The sequence below is a fragment of the Bacillus cereus genome, assembly GCF_007678085.1.
In the GTDB taxonomy this organism is placed as follows: domain Bacteria; phylum Bacillota; class Bacilli; order Bacillales; family Bacillaceae_G; genus Bacillus_A; species Bacillus_A cereus_BE.
Map to the genome: position 1 here is coordinate 317088 of NZ_VEDW01000002.1, position 21898 is coordinate 338985.

The following is a 21898-nucleotide window of genomic DNA, read 5'->3' on the forward strand; positions in this document are numbered from 1 at the left end:
CGAAGGTGGAAACGAAAACCAAGGTGGAAACAATAACGAAGGTGGAAACGAAAACCAAGGTGGAAACAATAACGAAGGTGGAAACGAAAACCAAGGTGGAAACAATAACGAAGGCGGAAACGGAAACCAAGGTGGAAACGGAAACCAAGGTGGAAACGGAAACCAAGGTGGAAACAATAACGAAGGCGGAAACAATAACCAAGGTAATAACACAGCCATTGATCCAAAAGCTCTTAAAGATGGTGAATACAGCATTGGCTTTAAAGTTTTAAAAGATAAAACAGAAGAAATTTCAATCATGAACACATATACAAAGAGTCCAGCTGTACTAAAAGTGAAAGATGGCAAGAAGTATGTATCGTTTACATTAACGAATAGTGCATGGATTACAAAATTTGAGTTTGAGAAGAATGGTTCTTTTGTTAACGCAAAAGTGTTAAGTGAGAATAAAGAGCAAAATACAAAAGTAGTCGAGTTAGAAGTAGATGATTTATCGAAAAAATTAAATGCAAAAGTAAAAGTAGATATTGATGCAATGAATTATCACCATTTCTACGATGTTCAATTTGTATTTGATGAAAATAGTATTAAAGCTTTAGGTAACCAAGGCGGAACTGATAACGAAGGCGGAAACGAAAACCAAGGTGGGAACAATAATCAAGGTGGAAACAACAACGAAGGCGGAAACAATAACCAAGGTGGAAATGACAATCAAGGCGGAAATAATCAACCAAAAGTAATAGTTGATCCGAAAAATTTAGTAGATGGTCAATATGATATTCCATTTAAAGTGTTAAAAGATAAAACAAATGAGCTTTCAAAGATGCATGATTATACTGTACATCCAGCAAAATTAATCGTTAAAGATGGTAAAAAGTATATTGAGATGACACTGAAAAATAGTGCGTGGATTACGAAATTCCAAACAGAAATAGATGGTTTATTTGCTGATGCAAAGCTAGTGAGTGAAGATAAAAATGCAAATACGAGAGTAGTGCAATTTGAAGTAAGTGATTTATTTGCAAAATTAAATGCAAAAGTAAAAGTTGATATTAACGAAATGAACTACCATCATTTCTACGATGTCCAAATTCAATTTGATACAAATAATATTGGCGCGTTAGGAACGATTAAAGAGGATCCCAAAAAAGATCCGAAAAATGATCCGAACAATCCAGTGATTACACCAAAAGTAGATAATGTAAAAAAAGTAGATAATCCTGATTTTAACCGAAATGCAGATGATAAGAAGAAAAAAGAAGGTCAAAAAAATGATCTGAAAAAAGAGAAAAACTCAAAAACGGCAGATACAGCACAACTAGGTTTATACATGGTGCTACTGCTTGGATCACTTGCTTTACTAGTTCGTAAATATAGAGCAGGTAGATTGTAATTTTTGGAGTCTTGATGCATGTTTGCATGCATCAAGACTTGTTTCATATTGTTTGGAAAGGAGTGGTGATTGAGAGTGAAGAAAATTGCTAGTGTACTAATGGCTATCATTTTATTAGTGAGTATAGCTGGATGCTCGGCGCCCAAAAAAGAAGCAGCAAAACAGGTAAAGAGTGAGAGTAAAGAGAGAGTTGTTGCCACGACAGTCGCTATTACTGAAATTATGGATGCGTTAGAAGTAGATTTAATTGGTGTTCCAACAAGTACGAAAGATTTACCAAAGAGATATAAAGGTTTACCTGAAGTTGGGAATCCGATGAGTCCTGATATGGAAAAGGTAAAATCATTAAAGCCGTCAGAAGTATTATCCGTGACAACACTTGAATATGAATTAAAGCCAGTTTTTGATGGTGTGGGCATGAAAGCAAACTTTGTAGACTTAACTAGTTTAAAAAACATGCAAAATACCATTAGTAATTTAGGTAAGCAATATGGACGTGAAAAGCAGGCGGAAGCAGTTGTAATGAAGTTAGATAACAAAGTTACAGAGATTCAAAAAGCAGTAAAGGGAAAGAAAGAACCGACAGTACTTATTTTATTAGGTGTACCGGGGAGTTATTTAGTAGCAACAGAGCATTCTTACATTGGGGATTTAGTGAAACAACTAGGTGGTAAAAATATTGTGCAAGGTGAACAAGTAGAATATTTAGCTTCTAATACAGAGTATTTAAAGAAAGCTGATCCAGATATTATTTTACGAGCAGCTCATGGTATGCCTGATGAAGTTGTAAAAATGTTTGATAAAGAATTTAAAACAAATGACATTTGGAAGCACTTCGCTGCAGTTAAAAATAACCGTGTTTACGATTTAGAAGAGCGTTTATTTGGGACGACAGGCAATTTAGCAGCAATTGAAGCGTTAGATGAATTGAAAAAAATGATGTATCCGTGATGCATTTTAATATAAAGGAAGAGTGGAATGAATAAAAAAACTTGGAGTTTCCTCATTGTTACTGCATTACTTATTGTTATGACGTCATTGTCAGCGACGAAAGGAAGTTTAGAAATAGGGATAGTGGACCTTGTACAAGGGATATTTACAGGGGCCAATGAAGATGTGGAAGTAATTAAAGATTTACGTTTTCCGCGTATTATTATTGCGCTGTTCACCGGGGCGGCTCTTGCTGTTTCAGGTGTGCTTTTTCAAGCTGTTATGAAAAATCCACTCGCTGATGCTGGAGTGATCGGTATATCTTCAGGAGCAAGTTTTATGACACTTGTTATTATTACGCTATTCCCGCAATTCTTTTTCTGGACACCAGTATTCGCCTTTTTAGGTGGTGCGTTTGCATGTTATCTCGTTTATGCATTTTCATGGAAGTCAGGGTTAAGTCCACTTCGCATTATTTTAGTTGGTATAGCGATTAATGCGATGTTCACTGGATTAAATGAATCGTTCATTACGATTTGTGGATATTTCATTAAGAGTATTAAGCAAACGACGACTTCTAACATAACGATGAAGACGTGGGGCGATGTAGAAATCATGGTTACGTATGGAACAATTGGTCTTATTCTTGCTCTGTTTGTAGGAGCTTGGTGTAACTTATTATCGCTACAAGATAAGACTGCGAAAAACTTAGGTTTGCACGTGACGAGAGTTCGTCTTATTATTTCTGCTATTGCAGTACTTTTAGCAGCAGTATCAACAGCGATTGCAGGGGTTATTGCTTTCGTAGGATTACTTGTTCCGCACATTTCAAGACAACTAGTCGGTTCAGATCATAAAGTATTAATTCCATTTTCTGCTCTTGCAGGAGCGTTATTAATTTTGACGGCGGATACGATTGGAAGGTTAATCGTGCCACCTAATGAAATTCCAGCGGCGACGATCATGGCAGTTATTGGTGGCCCATTCTTAATATTCTTGCTTAGAAAGAGTGATAAAGTTCATGGAAATTAAAAACGTAACCTTTTCTTATGATAATATAACGGATCGATTAAAGTCGGTTAGTAGTGAAATAGAAATTGGTAAGATTACAACAATTATTGGTCCAAACGGTTGCGGGAAATCGACATTACTTGGCGTAATGTCAAGAAATCACGATCCTCGTAGCGGAGAGGTAATACTGGATGGAAAGGCGATTAGCCAATATAAACCGAAAGAGTTTGCTAGAAAGTTAGCCGTTGTTCATCAACAAAATGAAGCACCGGCAGATATGACGGTAGAGAAATTAACAAGTTTTGGTCGTATGCCTCATAAAAATATTTTTTCTTCGCAAACTGATGAAGATAGAGAAGCAATCGAAAGAGCTTTAGCATGTACAAATTTGCTAAGTAAACGTGATAAAGAAATTCACGCTTTATCTGGTGGAGAAAGACAACGTGTTTGGATTGCCATGACGCTAGCTCAGAAAACACCAATGCTCTTTTTAGATGAACCGACAACCTATTTAGATATTTATTATCAACTTGAAATATTAGAGCTAGTAAAAGAGTTAAATGAAGTACATGGATTGACGATTGTTATGGTATTACACGATATTAATCAGGCGATTCGCTATAGTGATCATATCATCGTTATGAAAGATGGCGAGATTGTTACGAAAGGTAAGCCAAATGATGTTGTGACAGAAAGTATGATAAAGACGATATACGGTGTAGATGTCGTTGTAAAGCAAGATGAAGATACAGGGTTGTATATGGTCCCAATGGGTATTTAAATATGTGAACAATCCGTTTTGAGGTGATAATTTGAGTAGTAAAAAAGAACGGAAGAAGAATTCTTTTTTTCAACGAATACTTACAGTTGTTTTTTTAGGTACCTTTTTCTATTCAGTATATGAATTAGGTGATATTTTCATGGATTACTATGAAAATCGTAAAGTAATGGCCGAAGCACAAAACATTTATGAAAAAAGTCCGATGGAAGAGCAATCACAAGACGGGGAAGTGCGTAAACAGTTCAAAGCTCTGCAACAAATTAACCAAGAAATAGTTGGATGGATTACGATGGATGATACACAAATTAATTATCCAATCGTTCAAGCGAAAGACAATGATTACTATTTATTTCGTAATTATAAAGGTGAAGATATGAGAGCAGGAAGCATCTTTATGGACTATCGTAATGATGTGAAATCTCAAAATCGAAATACTATTTTATATGGTCACCGTATGAAAGATGGTTCTATGTTTGGAAGTTTAAAGAAAATGTTAGATGAAGAGTTCTTCATGTCACATCGTAAATTATATTACGATACATTATTTGAAGGATATGATCTTGAAGTGTTCTCGGTGTATACAACAACAACTGAATTTTATTACATTGAAACGGATTTTAGCAGTGATACGGAATACACATCATTTTTGGAGAAAATTCAAGAAAAATCGCTGTACAAAACAGATACAAAATTGATAGTAAGCGATCAAATCGTAACACTTTCGACGTGTGACTATGCACTTGATCCGGAAGCAGGAAGGTTAGTTGTGCATGCGAAACTAGTAAAAAGACAGTAAATAAAAAAGTATAGAATATGAGAAGTGGTAACTCTTCTCATATTCTATACTTTAAAAAGAGATATGTTTACTGTGCTGCAGCCAGTGGCATACGTACAACTTTCACATCATAGTAAGAGATTTTATTATCAAGAATATAATCTGGCATTCCACCTTGATGTGAGTGAGCAGCTTTAAATGCTGGGCTCTTCGTCCAACCTTGGAAATCTTCTTTTGCATTCCAGCGTGTGCTAATTGTTACTTCATCGTAATCAACTGTATTTTGCGTTAGAAGAACTTCTAATCCTAAAAAGCCTGGCATTGTTTCGACTTGACCTATCTTATTAAAACGATCAATTAATTTATGTCCATTTCCCTTTGTAATTTTAGCTGTATTTGTAACAATAATCATGTTTTATTCCTCCTATAAATGTACCCTGTATTTTCGAGAACTCATATACATTAAATGATAATGAAAATCATTATCATTGTCAATGGTTATCTTACATTATGATAATATTTTTTTATTGCAATTGGTGTAGGCTAATAATTAGTTGAGATGACAAAAAAACCTACGGATTAAAGTTTCAATTTATGTAAGTGCAGTATCCCTCTGTTGAAGGTGTTGACTATATATTTAACTTGCTTATATATTATGTAAATAGAATTAATTGAACATATGTAGAAGCAAAGTATGGTTTATACTTTGCTGTCGCAATACTATGAACAAGGAGGGCACTATGGTCGAATCACTTTTACTTAGTATCGTTATTATTATTACGTTAGGTATTGCTTCGCAATGGACTGCATGGCGCTTCCAGCTTCCAGCTATTGTTGTTATGGCAGTTGCTGGATTATTAATTGGTCCAGTTTTCGGTATTATTAATCCGAAAGAGGTGCTTGGAGAGGTTTTTAGTCCACTCGTATCACTTTCTGTTGCGATTATATTGTTTGAGGGTAGTTTAAGTTTGGATATACGTGAACTGAGGGGGCTATCAAAACCAGTATTTCGTATCGTTACGTTTGGTGCGTTTATTGCTTGGATTGCTGGCTCGCTTGCAGCTCACTACGTCGCTGGATTAGATTGGGCAGTTGCATTTATTATCGGAGGACTTTTTATTGTGACAGGTCCAACGGTAATTATTCCGTTGTTACGTCAAGCACGATTAAAACCAAGGACAGCTGCAATTTTAAAATGGGAAGGAATTATCGTTGATCCATTTGGAGCTTTGCTTGCTGTATTTGCTTTTCAAATTGTAAATTTCTTAACGAAAGAAAATGTACAATTACATACGTTGCTATATTTCTTTGCAGGTTCGTTATTTGCAATGGTGCTTGGGTATGTGTTTAGTATTTTTATGAGTTATATGATTTTAAAGGGAAAAGTACCAGAATATTTAAAGGCACCGATTTTGCTTGTTACGGTACTATTATGCTTCGGTATTGCAGATGAAGTGATGCATGAAACAGGTATGCTAGCTGTAACAGTAATGGGGATTACGCTTGCGAGGATGAAGAAATATATTTCCTCTATCGGTGATATTCGTCATTTTAACGAAAATATTTCAGTGCTATTAACGTCAACAGTTTTTATTATATTAACAGCATCGCTTCCAAGGACAACTATTATGGAGATTTTTAGCTGGCCTATTATAAGCTTTGTACTTATGATGCTATTTGTTGTACGTCCTTTATCAATCTGGATATCGACAATCGGAACAGAATTAACAAAATCAGAACGAGCGCTAGTTGGCTGGATTGCGCCGCGAGGTATTGTTGCATTAACTGTCTCTAGTTATTTTGCGACGGAGTTATTACAAGAAGGTTATAAAGATGCTTCTATATTAACAGCACTTACATTTGCACTCGTTATTACGACCGTTTGCGCTCACGGATTTTCAATTGGATTTTTAGCGAAGAAATTAGGATTGGCGAATACGGAGCCACCGGGAATTTTAATTTCAGGTGCAAGTACATTCTCATCTGCTTTTGCATTGCATTGTAAAGAGATGGGTGTTCCGAGCTTAATTGTAGATGTATCTGAAGAACATTTACAATATGCAAAGGTAAAAGGGCTTAATACATATAATGGCCAAGTACTATCAGAACAGTTGCAATTTGAAGTGGATATGAACCAGTATGAATACTTGATCGCTGTAACAGATACGGATTCATATAATGTCTTAGTTGCAAATACGTATGTTCCGCAGTTCGGACATCATAATACATTTTTACTTCCAATCCATGATGTGGGGAAAATTGAGCAAGAGCGTATTTCTCTTTCGAAAAAAGCGCATTTACTGTTTGGTCAAAATGAAATTTATGAAGAGTTAAATAGAAAGATTGAAGAAGGTTATACTTTTAAAACGATACAAGTTGTGGAAGAACAAAAAATTAATAAAGAAGAGAGCAATTCTGAGGAAGTAATATTATTTGTTCGTCATAGTGACGGTAGTCTTACCTTTTCCACATTGTATAAATATATAGCAGTTGTGCCAGGCGATGAGCTAGTTGTACTAGCAAAGCAATAATATGGTATAGTGAAACGAGGCTGTGTTTTCAGTCTCGTTTTTTAAATGCTTCCTAAAGAGAAAGCATGCAAATGGAAAGGAAGTTATTATATGCGATCAGAAGTAACTGTAAAAATAAAACCGAAATTTATAAAAGAAATTAAAAGTGGATATCCGCTTATTTTAAAAGATGCGATTCAAAATTTAAATGATGTTCAGGAAGAAGGAACAATCATTAAAGTAGTAGATGAGAAGAACCAATTCATCGGAAAAGGCTATTATGGAAAACAAAATAAAGGATACGGCTGGATTTTGACGAGAAAAGAGAGTGAACAAATTAATCAAACTTTCTTTGAAAGTAAAATAAAATCTGCCTTACATAAACGAAAGCAATTTTACAAATCAAGTGATACAACAGCATTCCGCGTCCTGAACGGTGAAGGTGATGGTCTTGGAGGCTTAATCATTGATTATTATGATGGCTATTATGTAGTAAGTTGGTATAGTGAAGGGATTTATACTTTCAGAGATGAGGTTATCGCAGCTCTTCAAAAAGTAGCAAATTTTAAAGGGATTTATGAGAAAAAGCGTTTTGATACAAAAGGGAAATACATTGAAGGCGATGATTTTGTAGCAGGAGAGCGTGGCGAGTTCCCGCTTATCGTAAAAGAAAATGGTGTGAACTTTGCGGTGTATTTAAACGACGGAGCGATGGTTGGTGTATTTTTAGATCAGCGTAACGTCCGAAAACAAATTCGTGATACATATGCAAAGGGAAGAACCGTATTAAATATGTTCTCTTATACAGGTGCTTTTTCTGTATTTGCAGCGCTTGGCGGAGCGAGCAAAACGACGAGTGTTGACCTTGCAAATCGTAGTTTAAGTAAAACGATTGAGCAGTTTAGTGTAAATGAAGTTGATTATGAAGCGCAAGATATTATTGTAGAAGATGTCTTTCTGTACTTCAAATATGCAGCGAAGAAAAAGATGAAATTTGATATGGTAGTACTTGATCCTCCAAGCTTTGCACGCTCAAAGAAATATACATTTAGTGCAGCGAAAGATTATAAAAACTTATTAAAAGAAACAATTGCGATTACAGAAAATAACGGGATTATCGTTGCTTCTACAAATTGTAGTGCGTTCGATATGAAAAAGTTTAAAGGCTTTATCGATACGGCATTTAAAGAAATGAATGGCAAATATAAAATATTAGAAGAACATTCATTACCAGAAGATTTCCGTACCATTGATCAATTTAAAGAAGGAGACTATTTAAAAGTAGTTTTCATCGAGAAAATTAAAGGTTAATAAAGAAAAAGGAGCTCGAGTTTACTTGAGCTCCTTTTCTTATTGAACGATATTTTGTACTCTACCGACTTGCCCGTCCTGCAATCGCACTTTAATGCCATGCGGATGGGATGGGGAGTTTGTTAAAATATCTTTTACAATTCCACGTGTTAATTTGCCTGTTCGTTGATCTTGTTTTAATACAATATCAACTTCAAGACCGGGTGCGATATTAGAACGTTTTTGTCCGTTCATTTATACACCTGTACGTCTACGTTGGTTGTTTGTTTTCTTCGTTTGTTGGTTTTGTAATTTTTTTGTTTCTTGGCTTTGGTTTTTTGCATTTTGACCATTACCGTTGCCTTGCTTTTTCTTTGCAAGTTGTTCACGCATTAAATCAGCTAAGCTTACTTTTTTATTTTCTGACATGATAAGTCTCCTTTATATAAAGTTAATTATGAACTATCGTAGTAAATTTCATCATATCATTGTTAGGGAAGGAAGGGAAGTTGGTTTGAAAATTCATATAATTCTTCACAGTATTCATTCGTTACGATACAATTAAAATGCTAATGTTTGTAAAAAAGGGGATAGACATATGTCACATCATATTTTATTAGTTGAAGATGATATTTCAATTCAAGAGATGGTGGAAAAGTATTTAATAAAAGAAGGTTTTCAAGTAACAATTGCGTCTGATGGAGAAGAAGGCGTGAACACATATTTAAAAGGTTCATTTGATTTGATTATTCTCGATATTATGATGCCAAAGTTAGATGGCTTAGAGGTTGTGCGAATCATTCGAGAAAAAAGTGCTGTCCCGATTTTAATGATGTCGGCAAAAGATACAGATGTTGATAAAGCTGTTGGATTAGGACTTGGAGCAGATGATTACATTTGTAAGCCGTTTTCTATGATTGAATTAGCTGCACGTGTAAAGGCAGGTATTCGGAGATCTACGAAATACTCGGCTACAGAATCAACAAAAGAAAAGCTGATTCAAATTGGCGATTTAACAATCGATCCAATTAATTTTACCGTAGAAAAAAACGGGAAATCTCTCAAACTTACTTTAAAAGAATTTGAGATTTTAAAGCTATTCGTAAAGAATCAAAATCGTGTATTTACAAAAGCACAAATATACACGTTAGTTTGGAATGAAGAGTATTACGGTGATGATAATGTTATTAATGTTCATATGAGAAGATTGCGTGAGAAAATTGAAAGTGATCCATCTAATCCAGAATATATTAAAACGTTATGGGGCATTGGCTATAAGTTGGAAGTGATGTAATATGGTCAATTTGTTAATAGGTATTATTTTTATATTGTTATGTATCATTTACATACAATATAAAATGAGAAAAAATAGTAGTAAAAATTTACGATACACATATGAAAAGTTAGAAAGTATTGTAAATGAACAAACAGGCGAGAAGTTACTTGTTATGACAGATGATCTAGAATTGCAAAAATTATTAGTGGCAATTAATCAATTATTAGATGCAAAACAGAAAACGAATGCAGATCATGCAAAAGTAGAAATTTCGATGAGAAAAATGCTTTCAAATATTTCACATGATTTAAAGACGCCACTAACAGTTATTCTTGGATATACAGAAATGTTAAATAAGGATAAAACGATAAATAAAGAAGAACAACAAATATTACTTGAAAAAGTACATACGAAAACACTAGAAGTAATGGAACTGATTCATAAGTTTTTTGATTTAGCAAAATTGGAATCTGGTGACAAAGCAATCGAGATGACAAAAGTAAATATGAATGAGGTTTGCCGTGAGAAAGTTTTATCTTTTTATGATTTAGTGACGACGAAAGGGTTTCAAGTTCATATTAATATACCAGAAAGAAATATATATGCACTTGGAAATGTAGAAGTATTAGGTAGAGTATTGAATAATTTAATATCAAATGCAATTACATATGGAGAAGATGGAAAGACACTTGGTATGACGTTAAGAGATGATGAAACGAGTGTGTATATAGATGTATGGGATACAGGAAAAGGAATTGATGAATCTCATGTTGATAAAGTGTTTGAGCGTATGTACACACTTGAAGATTCCAGAAATAGATTGTACCAAGGAAGCGGTCTAGGGTTAACGATTACGAAAAGGCTTGTGGAAGCGATGGATGGAAAAATACATCTTTCTAGTAAGCCATATGAAAAAACGATTTTTATAGTTGTATTAAAAAAGATGCTGTTTTAGCTTGTAGAGAAGTAAATTCTACAAGCTTTTTTTCAGCGTAAGGAATTTGTAAGGAACGGGTAAGAAAAAAGAGATTTCCATTGTCTATTATAGAAATATAAAGTATTGCGAAAGGGGAAAATGACATGACATATATATTAAAAACGAATCAGTTAACGAAAGTGTTTAAAGGAAAAGAAGTTATTTCTAGCGTTAACATGCATGTGAAAAAAGGAGAGATATACGGTTTCTTAGGACCAAATGGTGCAGGTAAAACAACGATTATGAAAATGATCACAAATTTAATAAAACCGACGAGCGGTGATATTGAAATTTTTGGTGAGAAGTTAACGGATACATCTTATGAATTGTTAAAGCGTATGGGGACCATTATCGAATATCCAATCTTTTATGATAAATTAACGGCGAAGGAAAACTTAGAATTACATTGTGAATATATGGGGTATTACGACAAGAACGCAATTGATCATGCTTTACATTTAGTAAAACTGCACGGTATAGATGATAAAAAAGTAAAAGATTTTTCATTAGGGATGAAGCAACGACTTGGTATTGCAAGGGCGATCATGACAAAGCCAGAACTACTCATTTTAGATGAGCCAATTAACGGTTTAGATCCAATAGGTATTAAAGAATTACGAGACTTATTTAAAATGCTCTGCAAAGAGTATGGTATTACATTATTAGTTTCTAGTCATATTTTAGGTGAGATGGAACTAATGGCAGATACAATCGGTGTAATTCAAAATGGAAAACTAATAAAAGAAGTTTCGATGAAGAGTATTAACGGAAAACAAACAGAGTACATTGAAATTACTGTTCCTGATGTGAAGCGTGCAGCTTATATTTTAGAAGATAAACTCGGTATAAAAAATTACAAAATAATGAGTGGAAACATGATTCGTGTGTATGAATTGAAGGCGACGCAGCAAGCTATTTCAAAAGCGCTTATTATGAACGATGTAGAAATTGAAAGTATTAATAAGAAACATAGTTCCTTAGAAGAATATTTCTTAAATGTAATGGATGGAGAGGGCATTCATGCTTAATGGATTGTTAGTGAATCTACTAAGTGGATTGATCGTAATGTTCATAAGTGGGATTTTATATTATAGAAAACCTGAGCGGAAATGGCCGTTAATTTTACTAGTGGTAGGAATAGTAAGCGTAGTTACGGCTGGAATTAGAATGTTAGCAGCGTAGAGATAGTTATATAAAGAATGGAGGAGTGGTTTGTATGCTTAGATTAATGAAGCTTGAGTGGAAAAAGCATCGATTATCTAGTTACTTTAAAAGTGTAGCAATTTGTATTATAGCAATTTTCGCTGTAGTAAGCCTTATGGCATTAGGAATTAAAGCCGAGGGAGACGTGCTCTTCTCTGACTTCACACAGAACATGGCTTTAGCAAATGTTTTTATTAGGATAACATTCATTATTTTTAGTTCAGTCATTTTATCACGTTTAGTAATTGATGAGTATAAGAACAAAACAATACAACTATCATTTATGTACCCACTGCAAAGGAAAATGTTAATGAGAGCGAAATTAACAATTGTTTTTTGTTTTTGTTTTGTGAGCACGATTATCGCTACTTTTATTATTAGTTTGCTCGTATATTTTGTGAGTCCAATGATGGGACTGATTGAAACACCAGCTACGATAGGTGAAATAATAGCTATCGTTCCAACTACTATTATAAGTGCATTTATGATATCTGGTATAAGTTTAATTCCTTTATTTTTTGGGATGAGAAAGAAATCAACACCGACAACGATTACTTCGGCAGTAATAATTGGTATGCTGATTAGTGGTAACGTTGGGGCTGGAAGCGATCAAGTAAGTATGTTTGATTTTATAGCTATCCCAATAGTGCTCTGTTTATTAGGGATTTTCATTAGTTATCTATCCTATCGTAAAATCGACAAGATTGATGTGGCGTGAAGCAAGCCTAAAACAACAACGAACTGGGGTATGAATGGTGAAAAAAATAATAGTAATTGCAATTTTATTTTTGACAATTGCTAGTGCGGTTTTTGGTTTTAAGGTATTTCAGGGGAAAGATTTTAAGAAAGAACAGTCTTTTGAGATAAATCATATAAAAGAAATAGAAGTAGATAATGGAAACTGGGATGTTGAATTTAAAGGTACAGACGCTAAAAAAATAGTCATTTTGGCTCAAGGTAAACGAGTAGATAAAGAGATAGATCCCGTCGAAATAGAACAGGCAGGGAATAAAGTTATAGTTAAGCAAAAACAAAAGGAGACCAGATTTTTTAATGGTTTTTCGTTTCGGAAGAAAAGTAGTATATCTATAGCTGTTCCGAAGAAAGAAATAGATAAAATTATATTAAATAATAAATCGGGTGACGTGAAAATAAGGGATATAGAAGTGAAAAATATCGTGACAAAAAGTGAGTCTGGAGATGAAATGGTTGTAGGACTATCAGCGGAGAAAGGTGAATTCATATCGCAAAGTGGAGAGTTAGCTGTAAAAGATAGTGCGGTACAAGAGCTAAACATAAAGTCTACGACTGGTGATAACTATATAACAAATGTAAAGAACTTAAATATGAACATCACTTCAACATCCGGTGAAGTATTACTGAAAGATATGAAAGAAGGAAAATCATTATTTGTAGAAACAAAATCAGGAGATATTGGCGTACGGTATAAAGGTATTCCGACATCTTTAAAACTTACGGCTAAAAGTAATTCGTCTGACGTAATGGTGAATGTAAAAGGACTTAAGAAAGATAAAAATACAGAAAAGATAAAAGAAGGAACGATTGGTGATGCAAAAAACGAAGTGAAGATTTTAAGTAAAACAGGAGCGATTTATATCGATTAAAATATAAAGGAAAGGAGGACTATTATGCTACGTCTTATGAAGCTAGAAATGAAGAAGTTTAAGCTTGGATGGTATGTAAGGGGAGCGATTATTGCAAATATCGCTATACTGGCATTATTGATCTCTATGAGCATCATTTCTCAAATAGAAGGAGATCCAGAAATAAGAGATCCGCAGATGATTTTGTTAGCGGCTAGTACGTTAGTAAGAGCAACATTTATTATTTTTGGTAGTGTATTAATCGCAAGGTTAATAATTAGTGAATATAAAAATAAAACAATACTACTTATGTTTTCTTATCCAATTAACCGAAAGAAAATGATGGTAAGTAAGTTGGCTATTACAGCAATATTAACATTTATAACAGTCATTTTATCTAACATTTTAGTAGTAGGAGTGTTCTTTGGGATAGATACCTATTTTTCAATTCTTCCTAATTCATTCACAGTAGATCAATTGACGCGAGAAGGGATAAACCTTGTTCCGTTAGCTATTGCCACTGCTGGAATAAGCTTAATACCTCTATACTTCGGAATGCGTAAACGTTCAGTGCCAACTACAATTGTTTCATCTCTTATCGTTGTATCAATTGCAATTAATAATAATCCAATGTTTTCTACAGCAACTTTTCTTCCCCTTCAACTAGCACTTGCAGCAATTGGAGTTGTGATTGCATATTACGGAATTAAAAATATAGAGAAGGAAGATATAACTGTATGACAAGAATAAGAAAAAAGAGTTGGCGTTACACCAACTCTTTTTTGTATATGTATGCTTCGTTACTACTCTGCAAATTTGGAGTGTTTGCTTAAATACTCTTGCACTCCTGGAGAAATATTAAAGTTATTGGGACTTTTATATTCGATAGTAAATTCTCCATCTTTACTTGTTTCAAAGGAGATTGCATAGCTATTCATTTTAGCATCATAAGAAGTATTTTTGACTTCCGCATCTAGATTAAAGTATTTTGTAATATATTCTTTTGATTCCGTAACTGCTGTTTGTTTTCCCCAAGGGGTACCATAATTTGTGAAATAAAGAGTTGCGCTAATAACTCCAATAATAGAAGTTAGTAAAATAGTTCCCATAACTATTTTTTTATTTTTTGTATTCAATTTGGTTACTCCTCTTCATAATATGTATTCATTTTAACGTATTTTTTCCATAAAACAACCATTTAGCAAAAAATAGTTTCACATGAAACAAGTTACAGAAAAAGACAAGATGTGTAAACACCTTGTCTTTTTCTGTAGTTACATTTTAGGAGCTTCCATTCCAGCCGCAGCCCATTCTTCTTTTGCTGGGCCATATACGCCAGGGACTGTTAAGCCGGATTGGCGCATTAAAACCGTCATTTGTCCGCGATGGTGATTTTGATGATTAATAAGTGTCATTAAAAATATAGAATTCGGCATAGGACGACCAAAGAAGTCATTAATAGTAGTTAAATCCTTATCAGTCCATTCGCTTTGAAGTGCTGCAACAAAAGCTGCATTCACTTTACGATACCCATCTGCAATTGTTGTTGCAGAAGTTGGAACAGGATAATCTTTCGTTTCTCCTTCAAACTTAAGCCCTGTGCCAGATAGTATAACTGGAATTGCCGTAACGATATGCCAAGCAACTCTGCCTAACGTCCAGTGCCCCGGTGCAATTTCTTGTGATAAAGACTCATCTGTTAATACATCGAGCATCTTTTGCGTAGACTCAGCCTCGTATGTCCATGATTGCAAGAAACCTTCAATTGTTTGGTACATATTTATCCCTCCTAGTTATGTTCATAGGTTACATTCGTGAAAAAAAGATAGTTTCCTTTTGAACTATAAGAACGAATAAAAAATAAAAAAAGAGACTTCTAACAAGAAGCCTCTTTTTTAACTTACCTTCTTCCCACTCTTCCTCATCAACCATAAGAAATAAGGTGCTCCAAGTACAGCAACGACAAGACCAGAAGGAATTTCTTTCGGGTATGCAATTGTTCGTCCGAGTAAGTCAGCAATGGAAAGAAGGATTGCTCCAAACAGGGCGGAGCAAACGAATAATCTTTTATGATTCATACCAACGACGATTCGTGCTAAATGAGGTGCAACAAGACCTAGAAAGGCAATCGTACCGACAGCTGCGATATTTACAGATGCAAGTAGTGTTGCTAACACAATGAGAGCTAGGCGTGTTTTATTTACTGGTTGCCCGAGTCCTGTTGCTAAATCGTCTCCAAGTACGAGAACATCAAGTTGTTTTATTAAGAAAAAGATAATAAGCACGAGAATAAGTGATGGATATAGAATAATATTTTCTAAGTGATTCCATCCTCTTGCATACGTACTACCTGATAGCCAAGTTAAAGCAGCGGCAACGTTCAAATTTGCTCTAACGATAAAGATTTGAATAATCGCTGAGCCGAGAGCTGAAATACCGATCCCTATTAAAGCAAGGGCTGTTGGGCTAAATCCCGATTTCCATGAGAAGAAGAGGACAATGCCAACTGCAAGTAGTCCGCCGATAAATGCACCAATGGGTAGGAAGAAACCAGGAAGTGCAGGGAAGACGTACATAACGGTTAAGGCACCAACACCTGCTCCCGATGAAATACCAATAATAGAAGGATCAGCAAGTGGATTTCTTAATATACCTTGGAAAACAAGCCCGCTTATTGCAAGGCATGCGCCAGCAATAGCGGCAACGAGCATTCTTGGTAAACGAAGGTTCATCATCATGTTTTTATCAAATTGTGTTAATTGTCCTGTTATAGCATTTGTAATGCTTTCGATATAAGCGTTACTACCGATTGTAACACCTAGAGCAATCGTCACAATACAAAGTACGATAGAGATAATGATTACCTTTTTATAAGAGTAATAGCGGGAACTAGCTCCAGCAGCATTCGCTCCGTTATCATTCATATATTGTTTCGATTTCATCATTCGATACACTAAATAAATAAGCCAAGGTGATCCAATCATTGCCGTGACTGCTCCGACAGGAAGTTCTGCACCGGTTGGATCTATTAATCTACCAACAACATCTGCTCCAAGTAATAATACTGCTCCCCATAAGAAAGAAGAGAGAAGAAGAGTAAAGTGTTGACGGTAGCCAATAAGGCGCATTAAATGTGGTGCAACTAAGCCGACAAATCCAATTGGTCCAACGACAGTAACAATTACTGCTGTTAAAAAGATTGCGGCAATGAAGGCGATAAGACGTGTTACTGCTGTTTTTTCACCAAGAGAAACAGCAACATCATCACCAAGTAAGAGAATGTTGAGTTTACGAGATATAACTAGTAAAACTAGGAAAGAAATAATGATAAATGGAAAAGCAAATTGAACGCCATCCCAGTTATTTTGAATAAGAGATCCAGCTCCCCATAAAAATAAACCAGCTGTTTCATTTTCATAGAAAAGCTGCATCGTTCCAGTAAAGGCAGAAAGCATTAATGTAACGACCATACCAGCTAGTGCCATTCTAAGTGGAGTTCCCTTTTTCCCGCCAGAAATACGGTATACAAATAAAGCAGTAATAGCACCGCCGATAAATGTGAAAAGAAGTGAATTAATTTGCAGACCTTTCGGTAAGAAAATTGTAGCCGCTACTAGAAAGAAATATGCACCAGAGTGAATACCCATTGTACTGGATTCAGCAAGTGGATTTTTCGTTAATGTTTGTAAAATGACCCCAGATGCAGCAAGAGCACCGCCAGCTAAAATGGCAATTACAGCTCTAGGTAATCGAAGCATAATTAAAGTTTGATGCTCTAGTGATTGGTTCGGTGAGATAAGAGCATCAATAATCATACTATAGGAAATGTTTGCTTGACCTTGTCCGATATGAATAAAGAAAAGGAGGAGCAAGAGAGATGCTCCTCCTCCGAATACAAGACTTGCTCGAAGTGTATGTTGTAAGCTATTCATCGTGTAATCACTTCTTCGCTGTCATTACATCTGCTACTTGTGTTGCTAAAGATTTTGCAGATTCAGGACCACCGAAAATCCAAGTGTCGCCTTTTAACTTATACATTTTGTCTTCTTTTTTGAAATTCAATCCTTCCCAAGCAGGGTTCCCTTTTAGTTGCGTGTCAAAAATGTTATCATCATCCGCTACAATGTAAATGAAGTTAGAATCTTGTACACTTTGTAATGATTCTACAGTTGTTTGTTTGAAACCATCTGGCTCAGATTTTCCAGCTTCAAATGTATTTGTTAAACCTAATTTTTTTGTAACTTGTAAAGCTGTAGAATTGTCAGTTAAGATACGGAATGTTGGTACGTTTTTAGCTGTAAATGCTTGTACCATCGCGATATTTTTATCTTTTAAGTTTGCTTTTTCAATTTTTGCTTTTGCATCAGCGAATGCTTTATCCATATCAGCTAATACTTTTTTACCTTCTTCTTCTTTTCCAACTGCTTTTGCGATTTGTTTAAATGTTTCTGTCATCTCAGCAAAGTGATCGTTATTGCTTGTTGATGGATCAAACATAACTGTTGGTGCAATTTGCTCTAATTCGTTTTTTATAGCTTTACTACGGAATGAAGCTGTGATAATTAAATCTGGTTTTAGACGGCTAATTTCTTCTAAGTTTGGTTGTTGACGTGTCCCTACATCTACAACATCTTTACCTGGTTTTGTTGCTGTATTTACCCATTTATTATAATTCTTAATGTCTGCCATCCCTACTGGCTGAACACCAAGCGCTAATAAGTCTTCTGAATATACCCACTCAAGTACAACAACTTTTTTCGCTGGTTTATCTAACTTTGTTTCCCCTTCAGCGTGTTTAATTGTTATAGCTTGTTTCTTATCGTCTGTCTTTGTTTCTTTTTTCTCCTCTTTTTGCTGTCCGCATCCAACAGCGAATAGAAGAATTACTATGAAAATACTGAGAATTTTCTTCATCTTCTGCCCCCAAATAAAGTATTTTTTGTAATTAGTACCATAAGTGAAAATCGTTATCAATTACAACAACCAAATCATACTATGAGGATATTTTAAGTGTCAATATTTTTTTAAAATTTTGACGAAAAACAACAAATTATACAGATTTTTATATAATGTAGTCGTTATTTATCCTGCTATTCGCCGGGCGGTAAGACTCCCACCTAAAAATTCGGCTGTAGAAAAGAAGTTTGGTGAAAGTCGGGTTGCTCGTAAACGCCCGATTGATTCAACTAATAATCAGTGGAGATGGGGCGAAAGTACAAGCGAAAAGAGAGCAAATCGCATGTAATAATTACTAGAATGTATGGAATAAATCTGTGTTTACCCCCACTAGGTAAAGTGTTTCTCTGTTATTCAGATAGGTGTTTTCTAACTCGGTGATTGTACTTACAAGATTGAACGTAAAGGAAGTGATCAACATGTCTTTATGGAGCAATAATATAAATGGATATTGTGGGTGTAATAATCAAAATGGTGTACATGTTGATTCATGCTGTTTTAGTTGTGATGGGACAGTTCCTAAGCTGGGCCCAACAGGTCCGACGGGAGCAACAGGAATAACAGGAGCAACGGGGGCAACAGGTGACACAGGCCCAACGGGAGCGACGGGAATAACAGGAGCAACAGGTCCAACGGGAGCGACGGGAATAACAGGAGCAACAGGTCCAACGGGAGCGACGGGAATAACAGGGGCAACAGGTCCGACGGGAGCAACAGGAATAACAGGTTCAACGGGACCAACGGGAGCAACAGGAGCAACAGGAATAACAGGTTCAACGGGTCCAACAGGTGAAACCGGAGCAACGGGAGCAACTGGCACAAGTATAACGGCAACCTACGCGTTTGCAAATAATACGTCTGGTTCAGCAATATCGGTACTTCTTGGTGGAACGAATGTCCCGCTTCCAAACAATCAGAATATCGGTCCAGGAATTACTGTATCTGGGGGAAACACGGTATTTACGGTTGCAAATGCAGGGAATTATTATATTTCATATACGATTAATATAACGGCTTCGTTATTAGTCAGTTCGAGAATTACAATTAATGGTGCACCGCTTGCTGGAACGATCAATTCTCCCGCATTAGCAACTACATCATTTAGTGCAACAATTATTACGACTCTTGCGGCTGGAAGTGCCATTAGTTTGCAACTATTTGGTTTGTTAGCTGTTGCAACATTATCAACGACTACACCAGGAGCTGTGTTAACGATAATAAGGTTAAGTTAAATAATAACTCTCTCATTCTTTTAAGATTAGGAGAGTTTGTACATATAATAAGAAGTTAATGGAGTGAAGCATAGTTATATAAAAGTCAGAATATTATGATTGTAACGTTATGGAGACTATAATATAATGAAAACAACCATCATGAATGAACATTCATTTATTTTTTATGTATTTGAAGGGGGAATGAAGGTGGAAAAACCATGGTTGAAAAGTTATCCAGAGGAAATTCCAGGTACGATTTCTTATGATATTCAGCCGCTTCATGGATATGTAGAACAGATGGCTTCTCGCTATCCACAAAAGAAAGCGCTTCACTTTTTAGGGAAGGATATTACATTTTCAGACTTCCATGATAAGGTGAAGAGGTTTGCAAATTATCTTCAAAAGCTAGGTGTGGAAAAGGGTGATCGAGTTGCTATTATGTTGCCGAACTGTCCGCAATCTGTAATTGGTTATTACGGTACATTACTTGCAGGAGGTATCGTAGTACAAACAAATCCACTATATACAGAAAGAGAATTAGAATACCAGCTTCATGATTCGGGAGCAAAAGTAATTCTTTGCCTCGATTTAGTGTTTCCAAGAGTAACGAATGTTCAATCCGCTACAAAAATTGAACATATTATCGTAACTCGTATTGCGGACTTTTTACCCTTCCCTAAAAATCTATTGTATCCATTTGTGCAGAAAAAACAGTCGAATTTAGTTGTGAAAGTATCAGAAAGTGAAACGATTCACCTTTGGAATTCAGTAGAAAAAGAAGTGAATACGGATGTTGAAGTGCCTTGTGATCCTGAAAATGATCTAGCTCTTTTACAATACACAGGCGGAACAACAGGATTTCCGAAAGGAGTTATGTTAACGCATAAAAACCTCGTTTCTAACACGTTGATGGGGGTTCATTGGTTATATAATTGCAACGAAGGTGAAGAAGTCGTTCTTGGGGTTCTTCCATTTTTCCATGTTTATGGTATGACAGCTGTTATGAATTTAAGTATTATGCAAGGATACAAAATGGTGCTCATTCCAAAGTTTGATATGAAAATGGTTTTTGAAGCGATTAAGAAGCATAAAGTGACATTGTTTCCAGGGGCACCAACTATTTATATCGCTCTTTTAAATAGCCCCCTATTAAAAGGATACGATATTTCTTCTATTCGTGCTTGTATTAGTGGTTCAGCGCCGCTCCCAGTCGAAGTACAGGAAAAATTTGAAACAGTTACAGGTGGTAAACTAGTAGAGGGATACGGTTTAACGGAATCATCCCCGGTTACACATAGTAACTTTTTATGGGAAAAGCGAGTACCAGGTAGCATTGGAGTTCCATGGCCAGATACAGAAGCAATAATTATGTCGCTTGAAACTGGTGAGGCATTACCACCGGGAGAAATCGGTGAAATTGTAGTAAAAGGTCCTCAAATTATGAAAGGGTATTGGAATAAGCCTGAAGAAACAGCAGCTGTATTACAAGACGGATGGCTCCATACAGGGGATGTTGGTTACATGGATGAAGATGGATTTTTCTATGTGAAAGATCGTAAGAAAGATATGATTGTTGCGAGTGGATTTAATGTGTATCCTCGTGAAGTAGAAGAAGTATTATATGAGCATGAAAAAGTGCAAGAAGTAGTGACGATTGGAGTTCCCGATCCGTACCGGGGAGAGACAGTTAAAGCATTTGTTGTGTTAAAAGAAGGTATGGAGTGTTCTGAGGAAGAATTAAACCAGTTTGCGCGTAAATATTTAGCAGCTTATAAAGTGCCGAAAGTATATGAGTTTAGAGATGAACTGCCGAAAACGACAGTCGGAAAAATTTTACGCCGTGTCCTAATAGATGAAGAGAAAAGAAAGAATGAGGATGAGCAAACGGGCTAAGGCCCTTTCTTTTTGAAAAAATAGGATTGACACTTTTCTAAATAGTCAGTATTATAAGAATATGAATGACTATTCATTCATTCAGT

At 35.4% G+C, this 21898-nt stretch carries 23 protein-coding genes; 16 read left to right on the forward strand and 7 right to left on the reverse strand.

The genetic code is table 11. The features are described 5' to 3' along the window. From FS742_RS10790 to srtB, 5 genes are all read left to right on the forward strand, one after another. The coding region (locus FS742_RS10790; protein ID WP_144612915.1) for an NEAT domain-containing protein at window positions 1-1393 on the forward strand (1393 nt) is incomplete at its 5' end. Window positions 1394-1462: 69 nt separating this feature from the next. Continuing rightward, the gene (gene isdE, locus FS742_RS10795) at window positions 1463-2344 is read left to right on the forward strand and encodes a heme ABC transporter substrate-binding protein IsdE (RefSeq protein WP_144612304.1); all 882 of its coding nucleotides are present in this window, start codon (window positions 1463-1465) and stop codon (window positions 2342-2344) included. Between the two features lie 27 nt (window positions 2345-2371). After that, window positions 2372-3355, forward strand: coding sequence for a FecCD family ABC transporter permease (locus FS742_RS10800; RefSeq protein WP_064474638.1), 984 nt, complete (start codon window positions 2372-2374; stop codon window positions 3353-3355). After that, a complete protein-coding gene (locus FS742_RS10805) occupies window positions 3345-4115 on the forward strand; it encodes an ABC transporter ATP-binding protein (RefSeq protein ID WP_097818328.1) in 771 nt (256 codons plus the stop codon). Before FS742_RS10800 ends, FS742_RS10805 begins: the two co-directional genes overlap by 11 nt. A 31-nt stretch (window positions 4116-4146) precedes the next feature. Beyond that, the gene (srtB, locus tag FS742_RS10810) at window positions 4147-4911 is read left to right on the forward strand and encodes a class B sortase (protein ID WP_144612305.1); all 765 of its coding nucleotides are present in this window, start codon (window positions 4147-4149) and stop codon (window positions 4909-4911) included. 67 nt (window positions 4912-4978) lie between these two features. Here srtB and isdG read toward each other — a convergent pair whose 3' ends face one another. Further along, window positions 4979-5302: a heme oxygenase gene (isdG, locus tag FS742_RS10815; protein ID WP_144612306.1), complete on the reverse strand. Its 324-nt coding sequence runs from the start codon at window positions 5300-5302 to the stop codon at window positions 4979-4981. A 328-nt stretch (window positions 5303-5630) separates the two neighbouring features. On the opposite strand from isdG, the gene FS742_RS10820 reads away from it, so the two are divergent. Both FS742_RS10820 and FS742_RS10825 read left to right on the forward strand, forming a co-directional pair. Further along, a complete protein-coding gene (locus tag FS742_RS10820) occupies window positions 5631-7421 on the forward strand; it encodes a cation:proton antiporter (protein ID WP_144612307.1) in 1791 nt (596 codons plus the stop codon). 90 nt (window positions 7422-7511) lie between these two features. After that, window positions 7512-8711: a class I SAM-dependent rRNA methyltransferase gene (locus tag FS742_RS10825; RefSeq protein WP_144612308.1), complete on the forward strand. Its 1200-nt coding sequence runs from the start codon at window positions 7512-7514 to the stop codon at window positions 8709-8711. Between the two features lie 39 nt (window positions 8712-8750). Here FS742_RS10825 and FS742_RS10830 read toward each other — a convergent pair whose 3' ends face one another. After that, complete coding sequence (locus FS742_RS10830) at window positions 8751-8945, reverse strand: YwbE family protein (protein ID WP_001014310.1); 195 nt, start codon at window positions 8943-8945, stop codon at window positions 8751-8753. Next, entirely contained in the window at window positions 8946-9119 is a 174-nt protein-coding gene (locus FS742_RS27550) for a hypothetical protein (protein WP_001293578.1), read from the reverse strand. Window positions 9120-9288: 169 nt separating this feature from the next. Here FS742_RS27550 and FS742_RS10835 point away from each other — a divergent pair, with 169 nt between their 5' ends. The 7 genes from FS742_RS10835 (at window position 9289) to FS742_RS10860 (ending at window position 14490) form a co-directional block, all read left to right on the forward strand. After that, window positions 9289-9984: a response regulator transcription factor gene (locus FS742_RS10835; protein WP_144612309.1), complete on the forward strand. Its 696-nt coding sequence runs from the start codon at window positions 9289-9291 to the stop codon at window positions 9982-9984. A 1-nt stretch (window position 9985) separates the two neighbouring features. Further along, a complete protein-coding gene (locus FS742_RS10840; protein WP_144612310.1) occupies window positions 9986-10921 on the forward strand; it encodes a HAMP domain-containing histidine kinase in 936 nt (311 codons plus the stop codon). A 125-nt stretch (window positions 10922-11046) separates the two neighbouring features. Continuing rightward, complete coding sequence (locus tag FS742_RS10845) at window positions 11047-11970, forward strand: ABC transporter ATP-binding protein (RefSeq protein WP_016086047.1); 924 nt, start codon at window positions 11047-11049, stop codon at window positions 11968-11970. Next, window positions 11963-12124 carry a hypothetical protein gene (locus tag FS742_RS27555; protein ID WP_179865930.1) on the forward strand — a complete coding sequence of 54 codons (162 nt, stop codon included), beginning with the start codon at window positions 11963-11965 and terminating at the stop codon, window positions 12122-12124. Before FS742_RS10845 ends, FS742_RS27555 begins: the two co-directional genes overlap by 8 nt. Window positions 12125-12158: 34 nt before the next feature. Next, window positions 12159-12863 carry an ABC transporter permease gene (locus tag FS742_RS10850; protein WP_144612311.1) on the forward strand — a complete coding sequence of 235 codons (705 nt, stop codon included), beginning with the start codon at window positions 12159-12161 and terminating at the stop codon, window positions 12861-12863. A 34-nt stretch (window positions 12864-12897) separates the two neighbouring features. Next, window positions 12898-13770: a DUF4097 family beta strand repeat-containing protein gene (locus FS742_RS10855; RefSeq protein WP_144612312.1), complete on the forward strand. Its 873-nt coding sequence runs from the start codon at window positions 12898-12900 to the stop codon at window positions 13768-13770. A gap of 24 nt (window positions 13771-13794) precedes the next feature. Next, window positions 13795-14490, forward strand: coding sequence for an ABC transporter permease (locus FS742_RS10860; RefSeq protein ID WP_144612313.1), 696 nt, complete (start codon window positions 13795-13797; stop codon window positions 14488-14490). A gap of 62 nt (window positions 14491-14552) precedes the next feature. Here FS742_RS10860 and FS742_RS10865 read toward each other — a convergent pair whose 3' ends face one another. From FS742_RS10865 to FS742_RS10880, 4 genes are all read right to left on the reverse strand, one after another. Next, window positions 14553-14885 (reverse strand): YfjL-like protein, encoded by a 333-nt coding sequence (locus FS742_RS10865; protein WP_144612314.1) that lies wholly within the window; start codon window positions 14883-14885, stop codon window positions 14553-14555. A gap of 138 nt (window positions 14886-15023) precedes the next feature. Further along, on the reverse strand, window positions 15024-15527 hold the full coding sequence (locus tag FS742_RS10870) for a DinB family protein (protein WP_144612315.1): 504 nt from the start codon (window positions 15525-15527) through the stop codon (window positions 15024-15026). A 117-nt stretch (window positions 15528-15644) separates the two neighbouring features. After that, entirely contained in the window at window positions 15645-17681 is a 2037-nt protein-coding gene (gene fhuB, locus FS742_RS10875) for a Fe(3+)-hydroxamate ABC transporter permease FhuB (RefSeq protein WP_144612316.1), read from the reverse strand. A gap of 7 nt (window positions 17682-17688) precedes the next feature. Continuing rightward, complete coding sequence (locus tag FS742_RS10880; RefSeq protein WP_144612317.1) at window positions 17689-18663, reverse strand: ABC transporter substrate-binding protein; 975 nt, start codon at window positions 18661-18663, stop codon at window positions 17689-17691. A gap of 461 nt (window positions 18664-19124) precedes the next feature. Here FS742_RS10880 and FS742_RS10890 point away from each other — a divergent pair, with 461 nt between their 5' ends. Then, on the forward strand, window positions 19125-19937 hold the full coding sequence (locus tag FS742_RS10890) for a collagen-like protein (RefSeq protein ID WP_144612319.1): 813 nt from the start codon (window positions 19125-19127) through the stop codon (window positions 19935-19937). 189 nt (window positions 19938-20126) lie between these two features. After that, complete coding sequence (locus FS742_RS10895; protein ID WP_144612320.1) at window positions 20127-21812, forward strand: long-chain-fatty-acid--CoA ligase; 1686 nt, start codon at window positions 20127-20129, stop codon at window positions 21810-21812. Window positions 21813-21898 lie beyond the last annotated feature (86 nt).

Excerpts from the sequence above, each read along its gene's own strand:
- FS742_RS10800 (WP_064474638.1), top strand. The coding sequence starts at position 2,372 with ATGAATAAAAAAACTTGGAGTTTCCTCATTGTTACTGCATTACTTATT.
- FS742_RS10805 (WP_097818328.1), top strand. The coding sequence starts at position 3,345 with ATGGAAATTAAAAACGTAACCTTTTCTTATGATAATATAACGGATCGA.
- isdG (WP_144612306.1), bottom strand. The coding sequence starts at position 5,302 with ATGATTATTGTTACAAATACAGCTAAAATTACAAAGGGAAATGGACAT.
- FS742_RS10820 (WP_144612307.1), top strand. The coding sequence starts at position 5,631 with ATGGTCGAATCACTTTTACTTAGTATCGTTATTATTATTACGTTAGGT.
- FS742_RS10825 (WP_144612308.1), top strand. The coding sequence starts at position 7,512 with ATGCGATCAGAAGTAACTGTAAAAATAAAACCGAAATTTATAAAAGAA.
- FS742_RS10830 (WP_001014310.1), bottom strand. The coding sequence starts at position 8,945 with ATGAACGGACAAAAACGTTCTAATATCGCACCCGGTCTTGAAGTTGAT.
- FS742_RS27550 (WP_001293578.1), bottom strand. The coding sequence starts at position 9,119 with ATGTCAGAAAATAAAAAAGTAAGCTTAGCTGATTTAATGCGTGAACAA.
- FS742_RS10835 (WP_144612309.1), top strand. The coding sequence starts at position 9,289 with ATGTCACATCATATTTTATTAGTTGAAGATGATATTTCAATTCAAGAG.
- FS742_RS10840 (WP_144612310.1), top strand. The coding sequence starts at position 9,986 with ATGGTCAATTTGTTAATAGGTATTATTTTTATATTGTTATGTATCATT.
- FS742_RS10845 (WP_016086047.1), top strand. The coding sequence starts at position 11,047 with ATGACATATATATTAAAAACGAATCAGTTAACGAAAGTGTTTAAAGGA.
- FS742_RS27555 (WP_179865930.1), top strand. The coding sequence starts at position 11,963 with ATGCTTAATGGATTGTTAGTGAATCTACTAAGTGGATTGATCGTAATG.
- FS742_RS10850 (WP_144612311.1), top strand. The coding sequence starts at position 12,159 with ATGCTTAGATTAATGAAGCTTGAGTGGAAAAAGCATCGATTATCTAGT.
- FS742_RS10855 (WP_144612312.1), top strand. The coding sequence starts at position 12,898 with ATGGTGAAAAAAATAATAGTAATTGCAATTTTATTTTTGACAATTGCT.
- FS742_RS10860 (WP_144612313.1), top strand. The coding sequence starts at position 13,795 with ATGCTACGTCTTATGAAGCTAGAAATGAAGAAGTTTAAGCTTGGATGG.
- FS742_RS10870 (WP_144612315.1), bottom strand. The coding sequence starts at position 15,527 with ATGTACCAAACAATTGAAGGTTTCTTGCAATCATGGACATACGAGGCT.
- fhuB (WP_144612316.1), bottom strand. The coding sequence starts at position 17,681 with ATGAATAGCTTACAACATACACTTCGAGCAAGTCTTGTATTCGGAGGA.
- FS742_RS10880 (WP_144612317.1), bottom strand. The coding sequence starts at position 18,663 with ATGAAGAAAATTCTCAGTATTTTCATAGTAATTCTTCTATTCGCTGTT.
- FS742_RS10890 (WP_144612319.1), top strand. The coding sequence starts at position 19,125 with ATGTCTTTATGGAGCAATAATATAAATGGATATTGTGGGTGTAATAAT.